A 14,733-nucleotide genomic window follows, 5' to 3' on the forward strand; every position below is an offset into this window, starting at 1 on the left:
TCGCACGAATTTCATGTGCGCTCGCTATGAGGCGTCACAAGAATTGTGGAAGCCGAGGCACCATGAACGAAGAATTCGATTACGACCTGACGCCGTCCCAGTGGGAAACGCTGAAGGCATTGCGAACACCGGCAGCAAGACTGCCGCGCATGAGCCGTTTTGCGATCGACGGCCTGATCGCACTCGAGCTCGCCGCCATGCACGGCGATACGCCGCTGCTCACCGCGAAGGGACGCAAGGTGCTGATTCGCGGTTCCTCACTATTGCTGCAGGATCTGGCGGCCTGATTTCCCCAACGCAAACGCAGCATAAATTCTGAATTGACCTCCCCTGGTTGCCGGAGATATCAGGGTTCCATCGACTGAGTGGCAACTAGGGTTCCGGATGGCTGACAACCATCGCCGGTCCGAGCGTTGCGGAAACCGCGGTAGTACGCGGCTGCACCCGAGGGACAAAAGCCCAGAGGCGGAGATGTCGAGATTGTTCGCGCCAGTAGGCACGGAGGTCTCATGTCGCTCGTCTCGCTTCTCCTCGTTGTCCTCGCCGCCTTCATCCACGCCACCTGGAATCTGCTTTCGAAGCGCGCCGCTGACGCCGGCCCGACCTTCGTCTTCGCCTACAATATGTTCGCCTGCCTGGTGTATCTGCCGTGGATGATCTGGCTGCTCGTGTATGGCGAGCTGAGCTGGAATTTTCCCGTCGCGATCTGCCTCATCCTCAGCGCCTGCATCCATCTGGCCTATAGCCTGTGCCTGCAACGCGGCTATCAGCTCGCCGACCTCTCGGTGGTCTACCCGGTCGCGCGCGGCACGGGGCCGATGCTGTCGTCGATCGGCGCGTTCATCCTGTTGCGGGAGACGCCGACCGCACAGGGCATCTTTGGGCTGCTCGCGGTCGTCGCCGGAATCGGTCTCATCACCACGCAGGGCGATCTCTCCGCATTCAAAAAGCCGCGCGGCCTCGACGGCGTGCGCTGGGGCACGGCAACGGGATCGCTGATCGCGAGCTACACCGTCGTCGACGGATACGGTGTGAAAGTGCTCGGTATCCATCCTGTCGTGCTCGACTGGATGACCAACCTGTTGCGCTTCTTCATCATGGCGCCGGTCGTGTTCTCGAACTGGCCGCGCGCGAAAGCGAAGATGAAGGGCCATTGGTGGCTGGCATTCTGGGTCGGCGCGCTCTCGCCGCTATCCTACATCCTCGTGCTCACGGCGCTCGAAATGGGCGCCCCGCTCAGCCTAGTCGCGCCCGCGCGCGAAATGTCGATGATGGTCGGCGCGATGTTCGGCATGCTGATCCTCGGCGAGCGCGTCACCGCCTGGCGCGTTGCCGGCTGCGCGATCCTGATCGGCGGCGTGGTGCTGTTGGGATTGGCGCGGGCGTGAAGTCAGAGCGCGAGCGCTGCAACCTCTCCCCGCCTGCGGGAGATCAGCGGCGCAAACTTCCAATCTTGCCGCTGCCGGAAGCAGGCGTATATTGCTGCGATGGCTGTCAGCTCACCCGATCTGAAAGCATTCTTGCTCGCCACGCCCTTCTTCGGCGGCCTGTCCGACGCCAGCCTCGATCTCCTGATCTCAATGATGGTCGAGCGCCGCTTCGGTGCCGGCTCGACAATCGTCACCGAAGGGGAGCCGGGGCGATCGATGTTCGTCGTTCACTCCGGCCAGCTCATCGTCAGCAAGCTCGGCGAAGCCGGGCGCTCCATTTTTATGTCGACGCTCGAGGCCGGCGATTTCTTCGGCGAAATGACCCTAATCGAAATGCAGAACCGCTCGGCCACCGTCGTGGCGGAGAGCGAAACCGTGCTGTACGAGCTGACGGCCAAAAATCTCTACATATATTACAAGGCCGACATCCACGCCTATGTGATCGTGATGCAGAACATCAACCGCGAGCTTTGCCGGCGGCTCCGCCGCGCCGACGGCCGCATTGCCGAGCTGATCGCTCGCACGGACGGATGACACGGCCTGTCCACGACGTCGGCCGCCTCACGCAAGCAGCGAATCTTCCTCCGGCCGCGTCCGCGCAATGATCTCCGCCGCGCCCTTGTCGAGCAGTTCGAGCCCGACCGTGCGGCCTAGTTCGCGCGGACGGTCGGCCGCTCCCTGCCGCGACACCTCGATGAAGCGGTCGCCGGCCTCATCGAGCACGGATGCGGTCAGCGTCATGTCGCGGCCATCGAGCATGGCGTGGCCGGCGATCGGCGAATTGCAGTGGCCGTTGAGCACCCACAACACCTCGCGCTCGGCCTCGGCGCAGAGCCGTGAGGCGGCATCCTCGATCTTCGCCAGGCGCCCCCGCGTCACCCAATCGTTCTCGACGCATTCGACCGCGACGATGCCCTGCCCCACCGCCGGCAACATCTCGCGAACCGAGAAATCATGGACGATCCGCGACGCCATGCCGATGCGCTCGAGCCCCGACCTTGCCATGACAAGCGCGTCCGCAGGCCCGACCTCGCCGCCGTCGGGCAGCCGCTGCTTGTCGCCGCGATCGAGTTTGGCCACGCGCGTGTCGGCCGCGCCGCGGAAGTGGATCACGGTGGCATCGGGGAACAACCGGCGCAGATAGGCGGCACGCCGCACCGCATTGGTGCCGATCTTGAAGCCCTTGCCGTTCGAGGCGCGGAACGCATCCAGCGAAAGCCCTGGACGCAGCACCAGCGCGTCGTTGGCGGCATCCCGCGGCAGCGTTGCCGCGATCACGAGACCGGGAGTCTCCTCATTGCCGGGAACGTCCTTCAGCGAATGCATCGCCGCCTGCAGTTCGCCTCGCCGCATCGCCTCGCGGATTTCGGCGACAAAGGCACCGCCCTTGCCGCCATGGCGAAGCAGCTTGCTGGTCTGGTCCTGATCGCCGCGGGTTTCGAACTTGACGATCTCGACATCGAGCGCGGCATCGGATGCGCGCAGCAGCCGCGCGATCCCTTCCGTCTGCGCCAGTGCCATCGTGCTCTTGCGCGTCCCGATCTTTAACGTCTGTCCGGACACGAGGTCTCCGTTCGAAAGCGATCACCGCTGGTGACCGGAGCTTAGGGGATAGAACAAGCAGCCGGTCAGAACAAATGATTTTGGAGCCGCCCGCTCCGGGCGTCCTTGCCCCAGAGGACGCGCGCCGCTTTCGTTGAGCTACGTCAATATTGATCCGCGCGGCGGGCTGAATGTTCCAGCCGTCGACGCGGATGACGAGACCAAACCATGAACGCACTCATCAAGGAAATCCGGCACGCCCCTTTGCTGTGGATGCTGGTGTTCGTGCCCGTTGTCCTGGCGGCCGAGCTGCTCGCGCCTTCGGCTCACACCTTGCTGTTCGTGCTCGCCGTCCTGGCCATCGTGCCGCTGGCCGCCCTGCTCAGCCATGCCACCGAGAGTGTCGCCGAGAAGACCGGCGATGCCGTTGGCGGCTTGCTCAACGCAACGCTCGGGAATCTGACCGAGCTGATCATCGCGCTCGCGGCGCTCCACGCCGGAGAGTACCTGCTGGTGAAGGCATCGATCGCCGGCGCAATCGTCACCAACTCGCTGTTCATGCTGGGAGCGTCATTCCTGCTTGGCGGGCTGCGCTACCGCACGCAAGAATTCAATCGCGCCGGTGGAAGGCTGCATGCGGCACTGCTGCTGATGGCCACGATTGCGCTGATCACGCCGGCCGCGGTCGCCAATCTCGATCTCACCGAAGGCGCATCAGTGGCGCAGAAACTCAGCACCGGTCTTGCCATCCTGCTGATCGTGGCCTATGCCCTGAGTCTCCTGTTCTCGCTGAAGACTCACAAAGACCTGTTCGCCAGCGAAGAGCATGGCGAGAAGACCGAGGCCACGTTGCCGGTCGGCGTGGCGGTCGGCACGTTGATCGTCGTCACCGTGCTGGTTGCGCTGGTCAGCGAGATCTTCGTCGGATCGGTGCAAAAGGCCGGCGAGACCCTGGGAATGAGCCCGGCCTTCATCGGCTTCATCGTCGTTGCGCTGGTCGGCGGCGCCGCGGAAATGGCCGTGGCGTTTTCCGCGGCGCGCAAGAACCGCCTCGACATGAGCGTCGGCATCGCGCTCGGCAGCGCCTCGCAAATCGCGCTGTTCGTCGCGCCCGTCCTGGTGCTGCTCAGCTACGTCATCGGTCCGCAGCCGATGGACCTGCAGTTTTGGCCGGGAGCAGTCGTCATGGTGATGATCGCAACCGTAGCCGCATGCTTCGTCACCAACAGCGGACGCTCGGCCTGGTTCATCGGCGCCCTGCTGCTGCTCATCTATGCCATATTCGCCATGACGCTGTACGTGGTCCCGCCCGGGACGCATGCGGCCTCATGAAGCGAGTAACAACATGATCAGATCTACCGGCGATCGGATTACGCGCTGGCTCCGAGTGATCGGACCAGTCATTGTCGCTTATTGCATTCTCGGCTTGCTGGTCGAAGCGGCGGTGCCGCACATACTTCCCGAAAATGCCTTCACGACCACTGTCGGAGAAGCCGCCAAAGCGGGCGTATTCGCCATCTGGTTCTTTCTGATCTTTCGCATCGGCAGGACGCTTCGGGGCCTCTACGGCGCGCAAAGCGCTCAATACTTGGAGCTCACGCCGATCTGGAGAATTCTCCTTGATGTGACTGCTGCCTTTGTCCTGGCGGCATTCTGCTTCTCGGTTCTGTATCTCTACATCGGACGTCTTCAGGGATCCGCCGCGTTCTCAGCCGATCTCAATCTGGGCGAAGCGCTTTATTTCAGCATCGTCACCATGACGACGACCGGGTATGGCGACATCTCTCCGAAATCGGGACTGGCAAAATTCCTGGTCAGCGTGCAGATCCTTTTTGGCTTCCTTTACAACGTCCTGTTCTTTTCCATCTTCGCCAGCTTTGCCGGACGCCGACGGCCGAACTGACTTCCTGCCACAGCCTAAACGCGCCCCTTGATGTCTGCATCCGCCACGACCACCACACCGTCGCCTGCTTTCACCCCGTTCCCCCTCGGCAAGACAAACAAGGGATTGATTTCCGCCTCCAGCAGATCGTTGCCGATCAAAGACACCATGGCCGAAAAAGCCAGCATGGCTTCGATCAAAGCATCGACGTCAGCCACCGGACGGCCACGAAAGCCGCGCAGCAGCGGCGCGGACTTCAATTCGTTGATCATTTCCTCCGCATCGCGCCGCGAAAGCGGCGCCAGCCTCACGGCCGTGTCCTTGTAAAGTTCGGCCGCGATGCCGCCCATGCCGAGCAGGATCGACGGCCCAAGCTGCTTGTCGTCCTTGAAGCCAAGGATGAGTTCGACACCGCCGCTCACCAGTTCCTGAATCAAGAATCCTTCCGGCGTTCGGCTGGTCGCCGCTGAAAATGCGTCCGCCATTCGCCGGCAGGTGGCGGCGGCATCGCCGGGCGAAATATCGACGGCAACGCCCCCGACATCGGATTTGTGAAGCACGTCGCGCGAGAGAATCTTGATGACGATATTGCCTCCCAGATTCAGCGCAGCAGGCACGGCCTCCTCGGGGGTGGTGACGCAGGCCTCCCGGGTGACCGGGACGCCAAACTTCGCAAACAGCGCCTTGCTCTCATACTCGTTGAGCGGTCCGGGACGCAGCATGCTCCGGACATCGGCGCCAACCGGCAGCGGGACAGCCGGCGCGCTGACGAGCGGAGAGCTCTTGTCGTGCATGCGCCGCATGGCGGAAAACGCGGTGGCGCAGGCCTCCGGGGCGGCGAAGGTCGGTATGCCCGAAAGGTTGAGATGCCTGATCGCCTGCGGCGCGTGCGGGCTGGCAAATGTCACAATCGGCTTGTCGGTGCGGGCGAAGCAATCGCGCAAGGGCACGCCGACGATCTCCGGCTCCGTGATCGAGGACGATCCCAGGATGACGGCGACCGCATCATAGGAAGGACTTTCGAGCACGCCGTCGAGCACACCTCGAAAGTATTCGGATTTCACGCCCGCCAAGGTCACGTCGATCGGATTTCGGTCCAGCACGGCATCGGGGATGTTCAGCGCCTTCAGGCGCTCGGCCGTTATCGGATCCGGCGCCGGCGTTTCAAACCCCGCCAGGCCGGCCGCGTCGGCGACCAGGCTCGCCGCGCCGCCCGTTGAGGTCACCACAGCAATACGGCGACCTTTCAACCGACGGCCCGAACTCAGCGCCAGCGGGATGTCGAGCAGATCGGAGAACTGCAGCGCCCTGATGATACCGAGCTGCCTGAACAACGCATCATAGACATCATCCGATCCGGCGAGCGCCCCGGTATGCGAGCTCGCCGCCCGGGAGCCCGACTCGGATCGCCCGACCTTGAAAGCGACGATCGACTTGCCGGCTTGCGCCGCCCGCTGCGCGGCCTGGCGAAACTGCATCGGCTTGCGCAGGCCCTCGAGGTAGAGCGCAATAACCTGCGTGGCGGAATCGTCGATCAGGTAATCGACGAGATCAGCGACGTCGATATCGGCTTCATTGCCCGTTGCGATCAGTTTGGAGAACCCGACACCCTGGGCCTCGGCTCTCGACAACAGCGCACCGAGAATTCCCCCGCTCTGCGAAACCAGCGCAATCGAGCCGGGCACAGCCTGGCTGCTCTGGAGCGCCGCACTCGCCGACAATGCGATCCCATCGCTGAGATTGACGAGGCCGATCGTGTTCGGCCCGAGCAGCCGCATATCGCCGGCGGCGCTCTTCAGCGCCTGCTGTCGCGCCATTCCGTCCGCGCCGCTCTCGCCAAATCCGCCAGCAAGCACGATGGCCGCCCCAGCGCCGATGGCGCCGAGGTCTCTCACCGCTTCCGGAACGCGGGCGGAGCCGACCAGAACAATGGCAACATCGGGCGCATGCGGCAGGGACCGGATATCCGGAAAGCACGGATAACCGGCAATCGAAGGATAGCGTGGATTAACAGGGAAGATTTCGTTTCCGTAGCCATATTTTTGCAGGAACGCGAGCGGACGGCCGGTCAATTTGCCGGCATCGGCCGACGCGCCGATGATCGCCACGCTCTTCGGTCGGATCAAACGCTCCAGCGCGCTCATGTCGCCTCTCCTAGCGCGCGGATTTGTCGAGAAATGCCGCCACCGCATCCCGGTGCTCGGCCGTCGTGTAGCAGATGGCCTGGGCTTCCCGCCCTAGCGCAAAGACCTGCTCTTCCGCCGTCTCAAACGTGCGGTCCATGATCCCCTTGGTCAGCGCGATAGCCGCGAGAGAACCCTTGCTGAGATCACGCGCCCATGCGGCCGCATCATACACGAGCGTCCCGGACGGACAGACGCGATCTGCAAGCCCAATCGCGAGTGCTTCTGCCGACCCGACGGAACGGCCGGTGAAGATCATCTCCTTGGCGCGGGACAGCCCGATCCGGCGCGGCAGGAAGTACATGCCTCCGCCGTCCGACACGAGCCCGCGGCGAACGAAGCTCATGCTGAACAAGGCATCTTCGGCGGCGACGATGAAGTCGCAGGCGAGCGCGAGATCGCACCCAAGGCCCGCCGCGGCGCCGTTCACGGCTGCGACCGTCACCTTCCCCATGCCGTGGAGCGCCGCAACGCTCCGGTGCGTTTGCTGCTGCCTGCGCCAGCCGTTGAATGCCACCTTTCCGGCCGGCGCGTGCAGCCGGTCGCGCATGCCGGCGATGTCGCCGCCCGAGCAGAACGATTTTCCATTGCCGGTGAGAACCACGGCCCGCACCGCTTCGTCGTTCGCGGACCGGTCGAGCGCGGCGACGAACTGGGCGCGCATCACATCATTGATGGCGTTGCGCACGTCCGGCCTGTTCAACCTCAGGATTGCGACGGAATCTTCAACCGAAAACTCGACCAGGCTGGTCATCGTTACCTCTCAAACCGGTGCTGGATTTTTGGATGTCCGGGCGATTTGGCGGAACTATTCCACCTTGATGTTGGCGTCCTTGATGAGCTTGCCCCATCGCGCTTCCTCGTCCCGGACATAGCGATCGAGCGCTTCGGGCGAGCCGCCAACCATGATCAGGCCCTCATTGGTCTCGAGCCGCTTGAAGGCTGGCGACTGAACCGCTTTGGCGACGGCCTGGTTGAGGCGCTCGATGATCGATGCCGGCGTTTTGGCTGGCGCGTACAATCCGTACCAGCTCTCGGCGGCGTAGCCCGGCACCCCGCTCTCGGCGACTGTCGGCAAGTCGGGGAATGCCGGCGAGCGCTCCGCCGTCGTGACAGCCAACGCCCGGAGTTGTCCGCCTCCGACAAGTGAGGCTGCGCTTGCCACGGTGGTGAAGATCACATCGATCTGGCCGCCCAGGAGATCGGTAATCGCCGGCGCGGCGCCGCGGTAAGCCACCGTGGTCAGATTCACATTCGCCGCCGACTTGAACAGCTCGCCCGCCAGATGGGCCGACGTTCCCGTGCCGAACGTACCGTAGTTGAGCTTTCCAGGGTTGGCCTTGGCTTCCGCGATCAGGTCGGGGATTGATTTGATCTTCGATGCCGGGTTGACGACGACGATGTTGAGCGACCGCGCAATCAGCGAGACCGCCGCGAAATCCTTGTGCGGATCGAATGGCAGCTTGCTGTTCAGGCTCGGATTGACGGCATGGGCGAAGCTCGCCAGCAGCAGCGTGTATCCGTCGGGCGGGCTGGTGGCCACAAGCTGCGTTCCGATGACGGTGCCGGCGCCCGGCTTGTTTTCGATGATGACCGGCTTGCCCAGATCCGTCGAGATTTCCTGCGCCAGCGTTCGCGCAATGATGTCGGTGCCGCCGCCGGAGGAGAAGGGAACGACGATCTTGATGATCTTGTCCGGGTATTCGGCTCGAACCGGCGTCGCGGCCAATGCCGCTGTCGCAAACAAGGCCGCAACAATGATCGTCAGGCGCCGGCGTAAGGTCGATCCTGAACGATGGGTGCTCTTCTGCATGCGTACTCCCTTTGCTTTTGCTTGAGCATTTTGGAAAATGCATTCCATGCACCGGCTTCTTGTGTCCGGGCCGCCCAATGCAGCTAGCACAGGCAAACGCGTCTCCCTTCAGGCTATTTCCACCTAGTGGAATTGGCCCAGCGAGCGGCAGATGCTATTGGGAGCACGGAGGGAGGCTTTCGTGCATGAGCTCTGCTGGCGACGGCAATCGTTCTTTGCAAAGGGGTATCGAGATCCTGCGCGCGTTCCGTCAGGGCATCGATGTTCTCGGAAATGGTGAAATTGCGGAACGAACCGGCATTCCGCGCGCAACCGTCAGCCGGCTCACCCGGACGCTCGTGCAATCGGGCATGCTGGACGACGTTCGCAACGAACGCGCCTACCGGCTCGCCGCGGCCGTGATCAGCCTTGGCCATGCGATGCGCGTGAGCTCCCCGGTTCTCAATGTTCTCGGCCCGATGATGCGCGCCGAGTCGATGCGGCGGAAGCTGAACGTCGGACTGGCGACCGCGGACCGTTCGATGATGGTCTATCTGGAATCGATCCGCTTCAATCCGCGCGTGGCGCTGCGCAATGTCGTGGCCGGCCAGCAGGTCCCGATGGAATCAACTTCGCTCGGGCGCGCCTATCTGGCAGGGATATCAGAACAGCAAAGAACCAGACTTCTCGCGAGCTTCAAGCGGCGAAGAATCGGCGCGACGCAGAATTTGCTTGCCGAAGTGCAAAGGTCGATCAGGTCCGTCAAGCGGGATGGCTATTGCGCGGTATCATGGCAGCGCGGGGTTCTCGCGGTCGCGACGCCAATCATCGTCAAGGACCTTCCGGTCTACGCGCTCAATATGAGTACGCAGAATGTGGCACCCACCGCCCGGCTTTCCGCCGAGATGGGCGGCTATCTGCTGGCGTTTGCCAAGCGCTGCAATGAGGCACTCGGCGGTGAGTAAGCGGGCAACTGCCCGATGGATATGCGTTCGCCCGCCCACAGATGGTCTGCTATTCCTAAAACGCCGATTGTGCATCGCACTGGAATCCATAAGGTGCCGCCCTCAAGAGGGTTTTTCGTTGTCCGGTACCAGCGCCGATGCCTTGGCGGCTTCCAGCCACCGCCCAATGGGCTTTCCCGAATTCGTGATCGTGATTGCGTCCATCATGACGCTCAATCCGCTTGCGATGGATATGATGCTGCCGGCGCTGCCCAACATCGCATCCGCGTTCTATATCACCTCGGCCAACCGGCCGCAGATGGTGCTGTCGATCTTCCTGGCCGGCTTCGGTGTCGGCCAGTTCGTGATCGGACCGTTGTCAGACCGGTTCGGGCGGCGGCCGGTTCTGCTCGGGGGCATGAGCGTCTATTGCGCCGCCAGCCTGCTGGCGATCGCCGCGCCCTCGTTCGAGACGCTGCTCTTGGCGCGCGCGCTGCAGGGCCTGAGCACGTCGGCCACGCGCGTGATCGCGACCTCGATCGTGCGCGACTGCTATGCCGGGCGGCGCATGGCGAGCGTAATGTCGCTGGCGATGATGATATTCATTGCCGTGCCCGTCGTCGCGCCGGCCTTCGGCCAGGCCGTGCTGCTGATGATGCAATGGCGCGGCATCTTCATCGTGCTGATGCTCTATGGCGTGGTGGCGCTGATCTGGAGCGCGCTGCGCATGCCCGAGACGCTGGCGCCGGCCAACCGCAGGTCGCTCGCGGTGCGCGATATCCTGGATGCATTCCGCCAGACCGTGACCAACCGCCAGACGCTGGGCTATGCACTGACCGCCGGTGGCGTATTGGGCTCGCTGTTCGCCTATATCTTCATCGCCCAACAGGTGTTCACCGGCGTCTACCAGCTCGGGCATTATTTTCCGCTGGCCTTTGCCGGCGTCGCCGTCGGAACGGCCATCGCCGGCTTCGTCAATTCGCGGCTGGTTGGCCGCCTCGGCATGCGCGTGATCTCCCACGCGGCGTTGATCGGCTACGTGGTCATCGCCGCCATCATGCTGGCGGCGGCGAAACTAGAGATGCTGCCCTTGCCGCTGTTCATGGTGCTTTCGGTTGCACTGATGTTTGCCTTCGGGCTGATGATCTCGAACTTCACCGCGCTCGCGATGGAGCCGCAGGGCCATATCGCCGGCACCGCGGCCTCGCTCTACGGCTCGATCACCACCCTGCTCGGCATCGGTATCGGCGCCAGCATCGGCCAGGATTTCGACGGCACGCTGGTGCCGTTCGCGACCGGCTTTCTGCTCTGCACGCTGGCCGCGCTCGGCGTGGTGCTGGTGGTGGAGAAGGGCCGGCTGTTCCGGCCCTACGGCATCAAACTGTGACGGCTGATCACCGCCTGGCGCTGGGACTGACCCGACGAAGCTGATAATAATTCCGCCCTCATACCGCCCTTAAGAAAAACGGAAATCGGAAAATGGATAACCGCAGCGACATCTGGCGTGGCGTCGACACGATCAAGCCGCGCTTCACAGCCCTGGCCGACCGGGTCTGGGGGATGCCCGAGGTGTGCTACACAGAGGCGCGCTCTTCCGCCGAACATCTGGCCGAGTTGCGCCATCAGGGCTTTCGCATCACCGAGCAGGTCGCAGGCATCCCCACCGCGCTGATGGGCGAATGGGGCGAAGGCGGCCCCGTCATCGCCTTCCTCGGCGAATATGACGCCCTCCCCGGACTCAGCCAGGAGGCCGGCGTGGCAGAACATCGCCCGCTGGAAGCCGGGGGCCATGGCCATGGCTGCGGCCACAACCTGCTCGGCTCCGCCGCCCTGCTCGCCGCCACCGCCGTCAAAGACTGGCTCGCTGCGCACAAGGTGCCGGGACGCGTGCGCTATTATGGCTGCCCTGCGGAAGAAGGCGGCGCGGCGAAGGCCTTCATGGTGCGGTCGGGCGCGTTCGACGACGCCGACATCGCGATCACCTGGCATCCGTCGAGCTTCTGGGAAGTCGTGGTGACGCCCTCGCTCGCCAATACCCGCGCCGATTTCATCTTCACCGGGCGCACCTCCCACGCCGCTGCCTCGCCGCATCTCGGACGCAGCGCGCTCGACGCGGTCGAATTGATGAATGTCGGCGTCAACTACATGCGCGAGCACATGCCGAGCGACGCCCGCGTCCATTATGCGCTGCTCGACACCGGCGGCATCGCACCCAACGTGGTCCAGGCCCACGCTCGCGTGCGCTATTCGATCCGCGCCCGCGACCTGCCCGGCATGAACGAGCTGGTCGAACGCGTCCACAAGATCGCCCAAGGCGCGGCGCTGATGACCGAGACCCAGGTGGAGATGAAGATCATTTCGGCCGTCTCCAACATATTGCCGAACACGCCGCTCGAGCAGGCCCTCCATGGCATCATGGAAGATCTCGGTCCGCCGCATTTCGACGAGACCGACAAGGATTTCGCCGCAAAAATCCGCTCCACCCTGACCGAGAAGGACATTGAGACCGTCTATTACTCGATCGGCATGGAGCCGACCGACCGGCCGCTGGCCGATTTCATCGTCCCGCTCGATGCCAAACGTAACCCGCAGATCGGCTCGACTGATGTCGGCGACGTGAGCTGGGTCGTCCCGACCGTTCAGGTCCATGCCCCGACGGTGGCAATCGGCACCCCCTTCCACACCTGGCAGGTGGTGGCACAGGGCAAGAGCCCGCACGCCCACAAGGCGATGGTGCAGGCCGCCAAGGCGATGGCGGGACTCGGCATCCGGGCGCTGACGGAACCGGAACTGATCGCCGCCGCGCAGGCCGACCTAAAGAAGCGCACCGCCCGCACCCCTTATGTCAGCCCGCTGCCGGACAGCGTCGCGCCGCCGCTCGACATGTCCGTGGGCTGACTGGCTCCGGCCAATCCGGCGAACAAATTTTTTGCAGCGCAAAGTGCGGTTTCCCGCGCTTTGACGCTGAATTGCCGCAGCGATGTGCGCCGCAGCGCGTTTCTGCCCAAGCAGAAATCACACCCGCTGTCTATCCTGCCGATTGTCGACAGCCAGCCGTTGACCTCGGCGCAATTTGATGTCCCATCTACCCGCGAACACAAAAGGCGCCCGCCGTCCGGCGGCGCGCCCACAACCATGCAAGAACAAGACGGGGACGAGCGATGCTGGACCATGAACTGCGAACCATGATCGACGAGGTGAAGGACGGGCGTATGGACCGCCGCCGCTTCGTTCAGCGCATGCTGGCCGTCGGCCTCACCGCGCCCATGGCCACGCAGTTGCTCGCCATCGGCGGCGTCGCCATGGCCGAGAGCCCGTCGCCCTACAAGCCGACCAAGCGCGGCGGCGGCGGCGCGCTGAAGCTTTTGTGGTGGCAGGGCCCCACGCTGCTCAATCCGCATTTCGCCACCGGCACCAAGGACCAGGACGGCTCGCGCCTGTTTTATGAGCCACTCGCCTGCTGGGATCCGGATGGCAACATGAAGCTGGTTCTGGCCGCCGAGATCCCTTCGCTGCAGAACGGCGGCCTCACCGCCGACGGCATGTCGGTGACCTGGAAGCTCAAGCCCGGCGTCAAATGGCACGACGGCAAACCCTTCACCGCCGACGACGTGGTGTTCAACTGGGAATACGCCCGCGATCCCGCCACCGCCACCGTGACCATCGGCGTGCACCGCGACATCACCGTCGAGAAGGTCGACGACCTCACCGTCCGTATCACCTTCAAGAAGCCGACGCCGTTCTGGGCCGATGCCTTTGTCGGCGCCCCCGGCGCCATAATCCCGAAGCATTTGTTCGCGGACTATAAAGGCGCCAAGTCGCGCGAGGCCCCGAACAACCTCTCCCCGATCGGCACCGGTCCCTATAAGTTCGTCGAGTTCAAGCCGGGCGACCTGATCCGCGGCGAGATCAATCCCGACTACCACATGCCGAACCGTCCGCACTTCGACACCATCGAGATGAAGGGTGGCGGCGACGCCGTCTCGGCCGCGCGCGCCGTGATCCAGACCGGCGAATATGATTTCGGCTGGAACATCCAGGTCGAGGACGACGTCCTGCTGCGTCTGGAAAAGGGCGGCAAGGGCAAGACCGTCTATGCGGTCGGCGGCGACACCGAGTTCCTCGCGCTCAACTTCACCGACCCCAACACCGAGGTCGACGGCGAGCGCTCCTCGATGAAGACCAAGCATCCGCTGTTCTCAGACCCCGCCGTGCGCAAGGCGCTCTCGATGCTGGTCGACCGCGAGGCCGTCAAGAAAGTCATCTACGGCCGCGCCGGACGCGTCACCTCCAATTTCCTCAACGGCCCCGAAAAGTTCGTTTCCAAGAACACGACCTGGGAGTTCAGCATCGAGAAGGCGGCCAAGCTGCTCGATGACGCCGGCTGGAAGGTGGGCGCCGACGGCATCCGCGAGAAGGACGGCAAGAAGCTGAAGCTGCTGTACCAGACCGCGATCAACGGCCCGCGCCAGAAGACCCAGGCGATCGTCAAGCAGGCCTGCCAGAAGGCCGGTATCGATGTCGAACTGAAGTCGGTGGTCGCTTCGGTGTTCTTCTCTTCCGACGTCGCCAACCCCGACACCTACGCCAAATTCTATGCCGACATCGAGATGTTCCAGATCCCGATGAGCCAGCCGGATCCGGCCCAGCACATGCGCCGCTATCATTCGCGCAACGTCGCCACCAAGGAGAACAAGTGGCAGGGCGTGAACTTCCCGCGCTGGGTCAACAAGGAATACGATGCCGCGATCGACGCCGCCGAGGCCGAGACCGACCTCGTCAAGCGCGCCGCGCTCTACATCAAGGCCAACGACATCATGATTAGCGACGTCGCCTTCATTCCGGTGATGCATCGCCTGAAAGTGGAAGCCGCCTCCAACACGCTGCGTCCCGTCGTCAGCGGCTGGGCCAACGAGACCGACAATCTGTTCGACTGGTACCGGGAGGCGACGGGATAATC

13 protein-coding genes are annotated in these 14,733 nt (G+C 63.6%); 9 read left to right on the forward strand and 4 right to left on the reverse strand.

Going from position 1 to position 14,733, the window contains the following annotated elements; translation table 11 throughout:
* Positions 1–62 precede the first annotated feature (62 nt).
* The 3 genes from QA643_RS31530 to QA643_RS31540 all read left to right on the forward strand — a co-directional run bounded on the left by QA643_RS31530 (position 63) and on the right by QA643_RS31540 (position 1,964).
* The gene (locus tag QA643_RS31530) at positions 63–287 is read left to right on the forward strand and encodes a hypothetical protein (protein ID WP_283029561.1); all 225 of its coding nucleotides are present in this window, start codon (positions 63–65) and stop codon (positions 285–287) included.
* A gap of 222 nt (positions 288–509) precedes the next feature.
* A complete protein-coding gene (locus tag QA643_RS31535) occupies positions 510–1,388 on the forward strand; it encodes a DMT family transporter (RefSeq protein ID WP_283029562.1) in 879 nt (292 codons plus the stop codon).
* Positions 1,389–1,487: 99 nt separating this feature from the next.
* Positions 1,488–1,964, forward strand: a complete 477-nt coding sequence (locus QA643_RS31540) for a cyclic nucleotide-binding domain-containing protein (protein WP_283029563.1) — start codon at positions 1,488–1,490, stop codon at positions 1,962–1,964.
* 27 nt (positions 1,965–1,991) lie between these two features.
* On the opposite strand, the gene hemC is transcribed toward QA643_RS31540, so the two are convergent.
* Positions 1,992–2,951: a hydroxymethylbilane synthase gene (hemC, locus tag QA643_RS31545; protein WP_283034987.1), complete on the reverse strand. Its 960-nt coding sequence runs from the start codon at positions 2,949–2,951 to the stop codon at positions 1,992–1,994.
* Positions 2,952–3,200: 249 nt separating this feature from the next.
* On the opposite strand from hemC, the gene cax reads away from it, so the two are divergent.
* Both cax and QA643_RS31555 read left to right on the forward strand, forming a co-directional pair.
* Positions 3,201–4,304: a calcium/proton exchanger gene (cax, locus tag QA643_RS31550; RefSeq protein ID WP_283029564.1), complete on the forward strand. Its 1,104-nt coding sequence runs from the start codon at positions 3,201–3,203 to the stop codon at positions 4,302–4,304.
* Between the two features lie 94 nt (positions 4,305–4,398).
* Entirely contained in the window at positions 4,399–4,875 is a 477-nt protein-coding gene (locus QA643_RS31555) for a potassium channel family protein (RefSeq protein WP_283029565.1), read from the forward strand.
* Positions 4,876–4,889: 14 nt separating this feature from the next.
* On the opposite strand, the gene QA643_RS31560 is transcribed toward QA643_RS31555, so the two are convergent.
* Genes QA643_RS31560 through QA643_RS31570 form a run of 3 tightly spaced genes read right to left on the reverse strand, consistent with a single transcriptional unit; the run spans position 4,890 to position 8,850 of the window.
* The gene (locus QA643_RS31560) at positions 4,890–6,998 is read right to left on the reverse strand and encodes an acetate--CoA ligase family protein (protein WP_283029566.1); all 2,109 of its coding nucleotides are present in this window, start codon (positions 6,996–6,998) and stop codon (positions 4,890–4,892) included.
* 10 nt (positions 6,999–7,008) lie between these two features.
* The gene (locus QA643_RS31565; RefSeq protein WP_283029567.1) at positions 7,009–7,791 is read right to left on the reverse strand and encodes an enoyl-CoA hydratase/isomerase family protein; all 783 of its coding nucleotides are present in this window, start codon (positions 7,789–7,791) and stop codon (positions 7,009–7,011) included.
* Positions 7,792–7,845: 54 nt separating this feature from the next.
* Positions 7,846–8,850, reverse strand: a complete 1,005-nt coding sequence (locus QA643_RS31570) for a tripartite tricarboxylate transporter substrate binding protein (RefSeq protein WP_283029568.1) — start codon at positions 8,848–8,850, stop codon at positions 7,846–7,848.
* Positions 8,851–9,035: 185 nt separating this feature from the next.
* Here QA643_RS31570 and QA643_RS31575 point away from each other — a divergent pair, with 185 nt between their 5' ends.
* From QA643_RS31575 to QA643_RS31590, 4 genes are all read left to right on the forward strand, one after another.
* Complete coding sequence (locus tag QA643_RS31575; protein WP_283029569.1) at positions 9,036–9,794, forward strand: helix-turn-helix domain-containing protein; 759 nt, start codon at positions 9,036–9,038, stop codon at positions 9,792–9,794.
* A 118-nt stretch (positions 9,795–9,912) separates the two neighbouring features.
* Positions 9,913–11,160, forward strand: coding sequence for a multidrug effflux MFS transporter (locus tag QA643_RS31580; protein ID WP_283029570.1), 1,248 nt, complete (start codon positions 9,913–9,915; stop codon positions 11,158–11,160).
* 92 nt (positions 11,161–11,252) lie between these two features.
* On the forward strand, positions 11,253–12,671 hold the full coding sequence (locus QA643_RS31585) for a M20 family metallopeptidase (protein ID WP_283029571.1): 1,419 nt from the start codon (positions 11,253–11,255) through the stop codon (positions 12,669–12,671).
* Positions 12,672–12,934: 263 nt separating this feature from the next.
* On the forward strand, positions 12,935–14,731 hold the full coding sequence (locus QA643_RS31590; RefSeq protein WP_283029572.1) for a peptide ABC transporter substrate-binding protein: 1,797 nt from the start codon (positions 12,935–12,937) through the stop codon (positions 14,729–14,731).
* The last annotated feature ends 2 nt before the right edge of the window (positions 14,732–14,733 follow it).

It is taken from the genome of Bradyrhizobium sp. CB3481 (assembly GCF_029714305.1).
GTDB lineage: Bacteria > Pseudomonadota > Alphaproteobacteria > Rhizobiales > Xanthobacteraceae > Bradyrhizobium.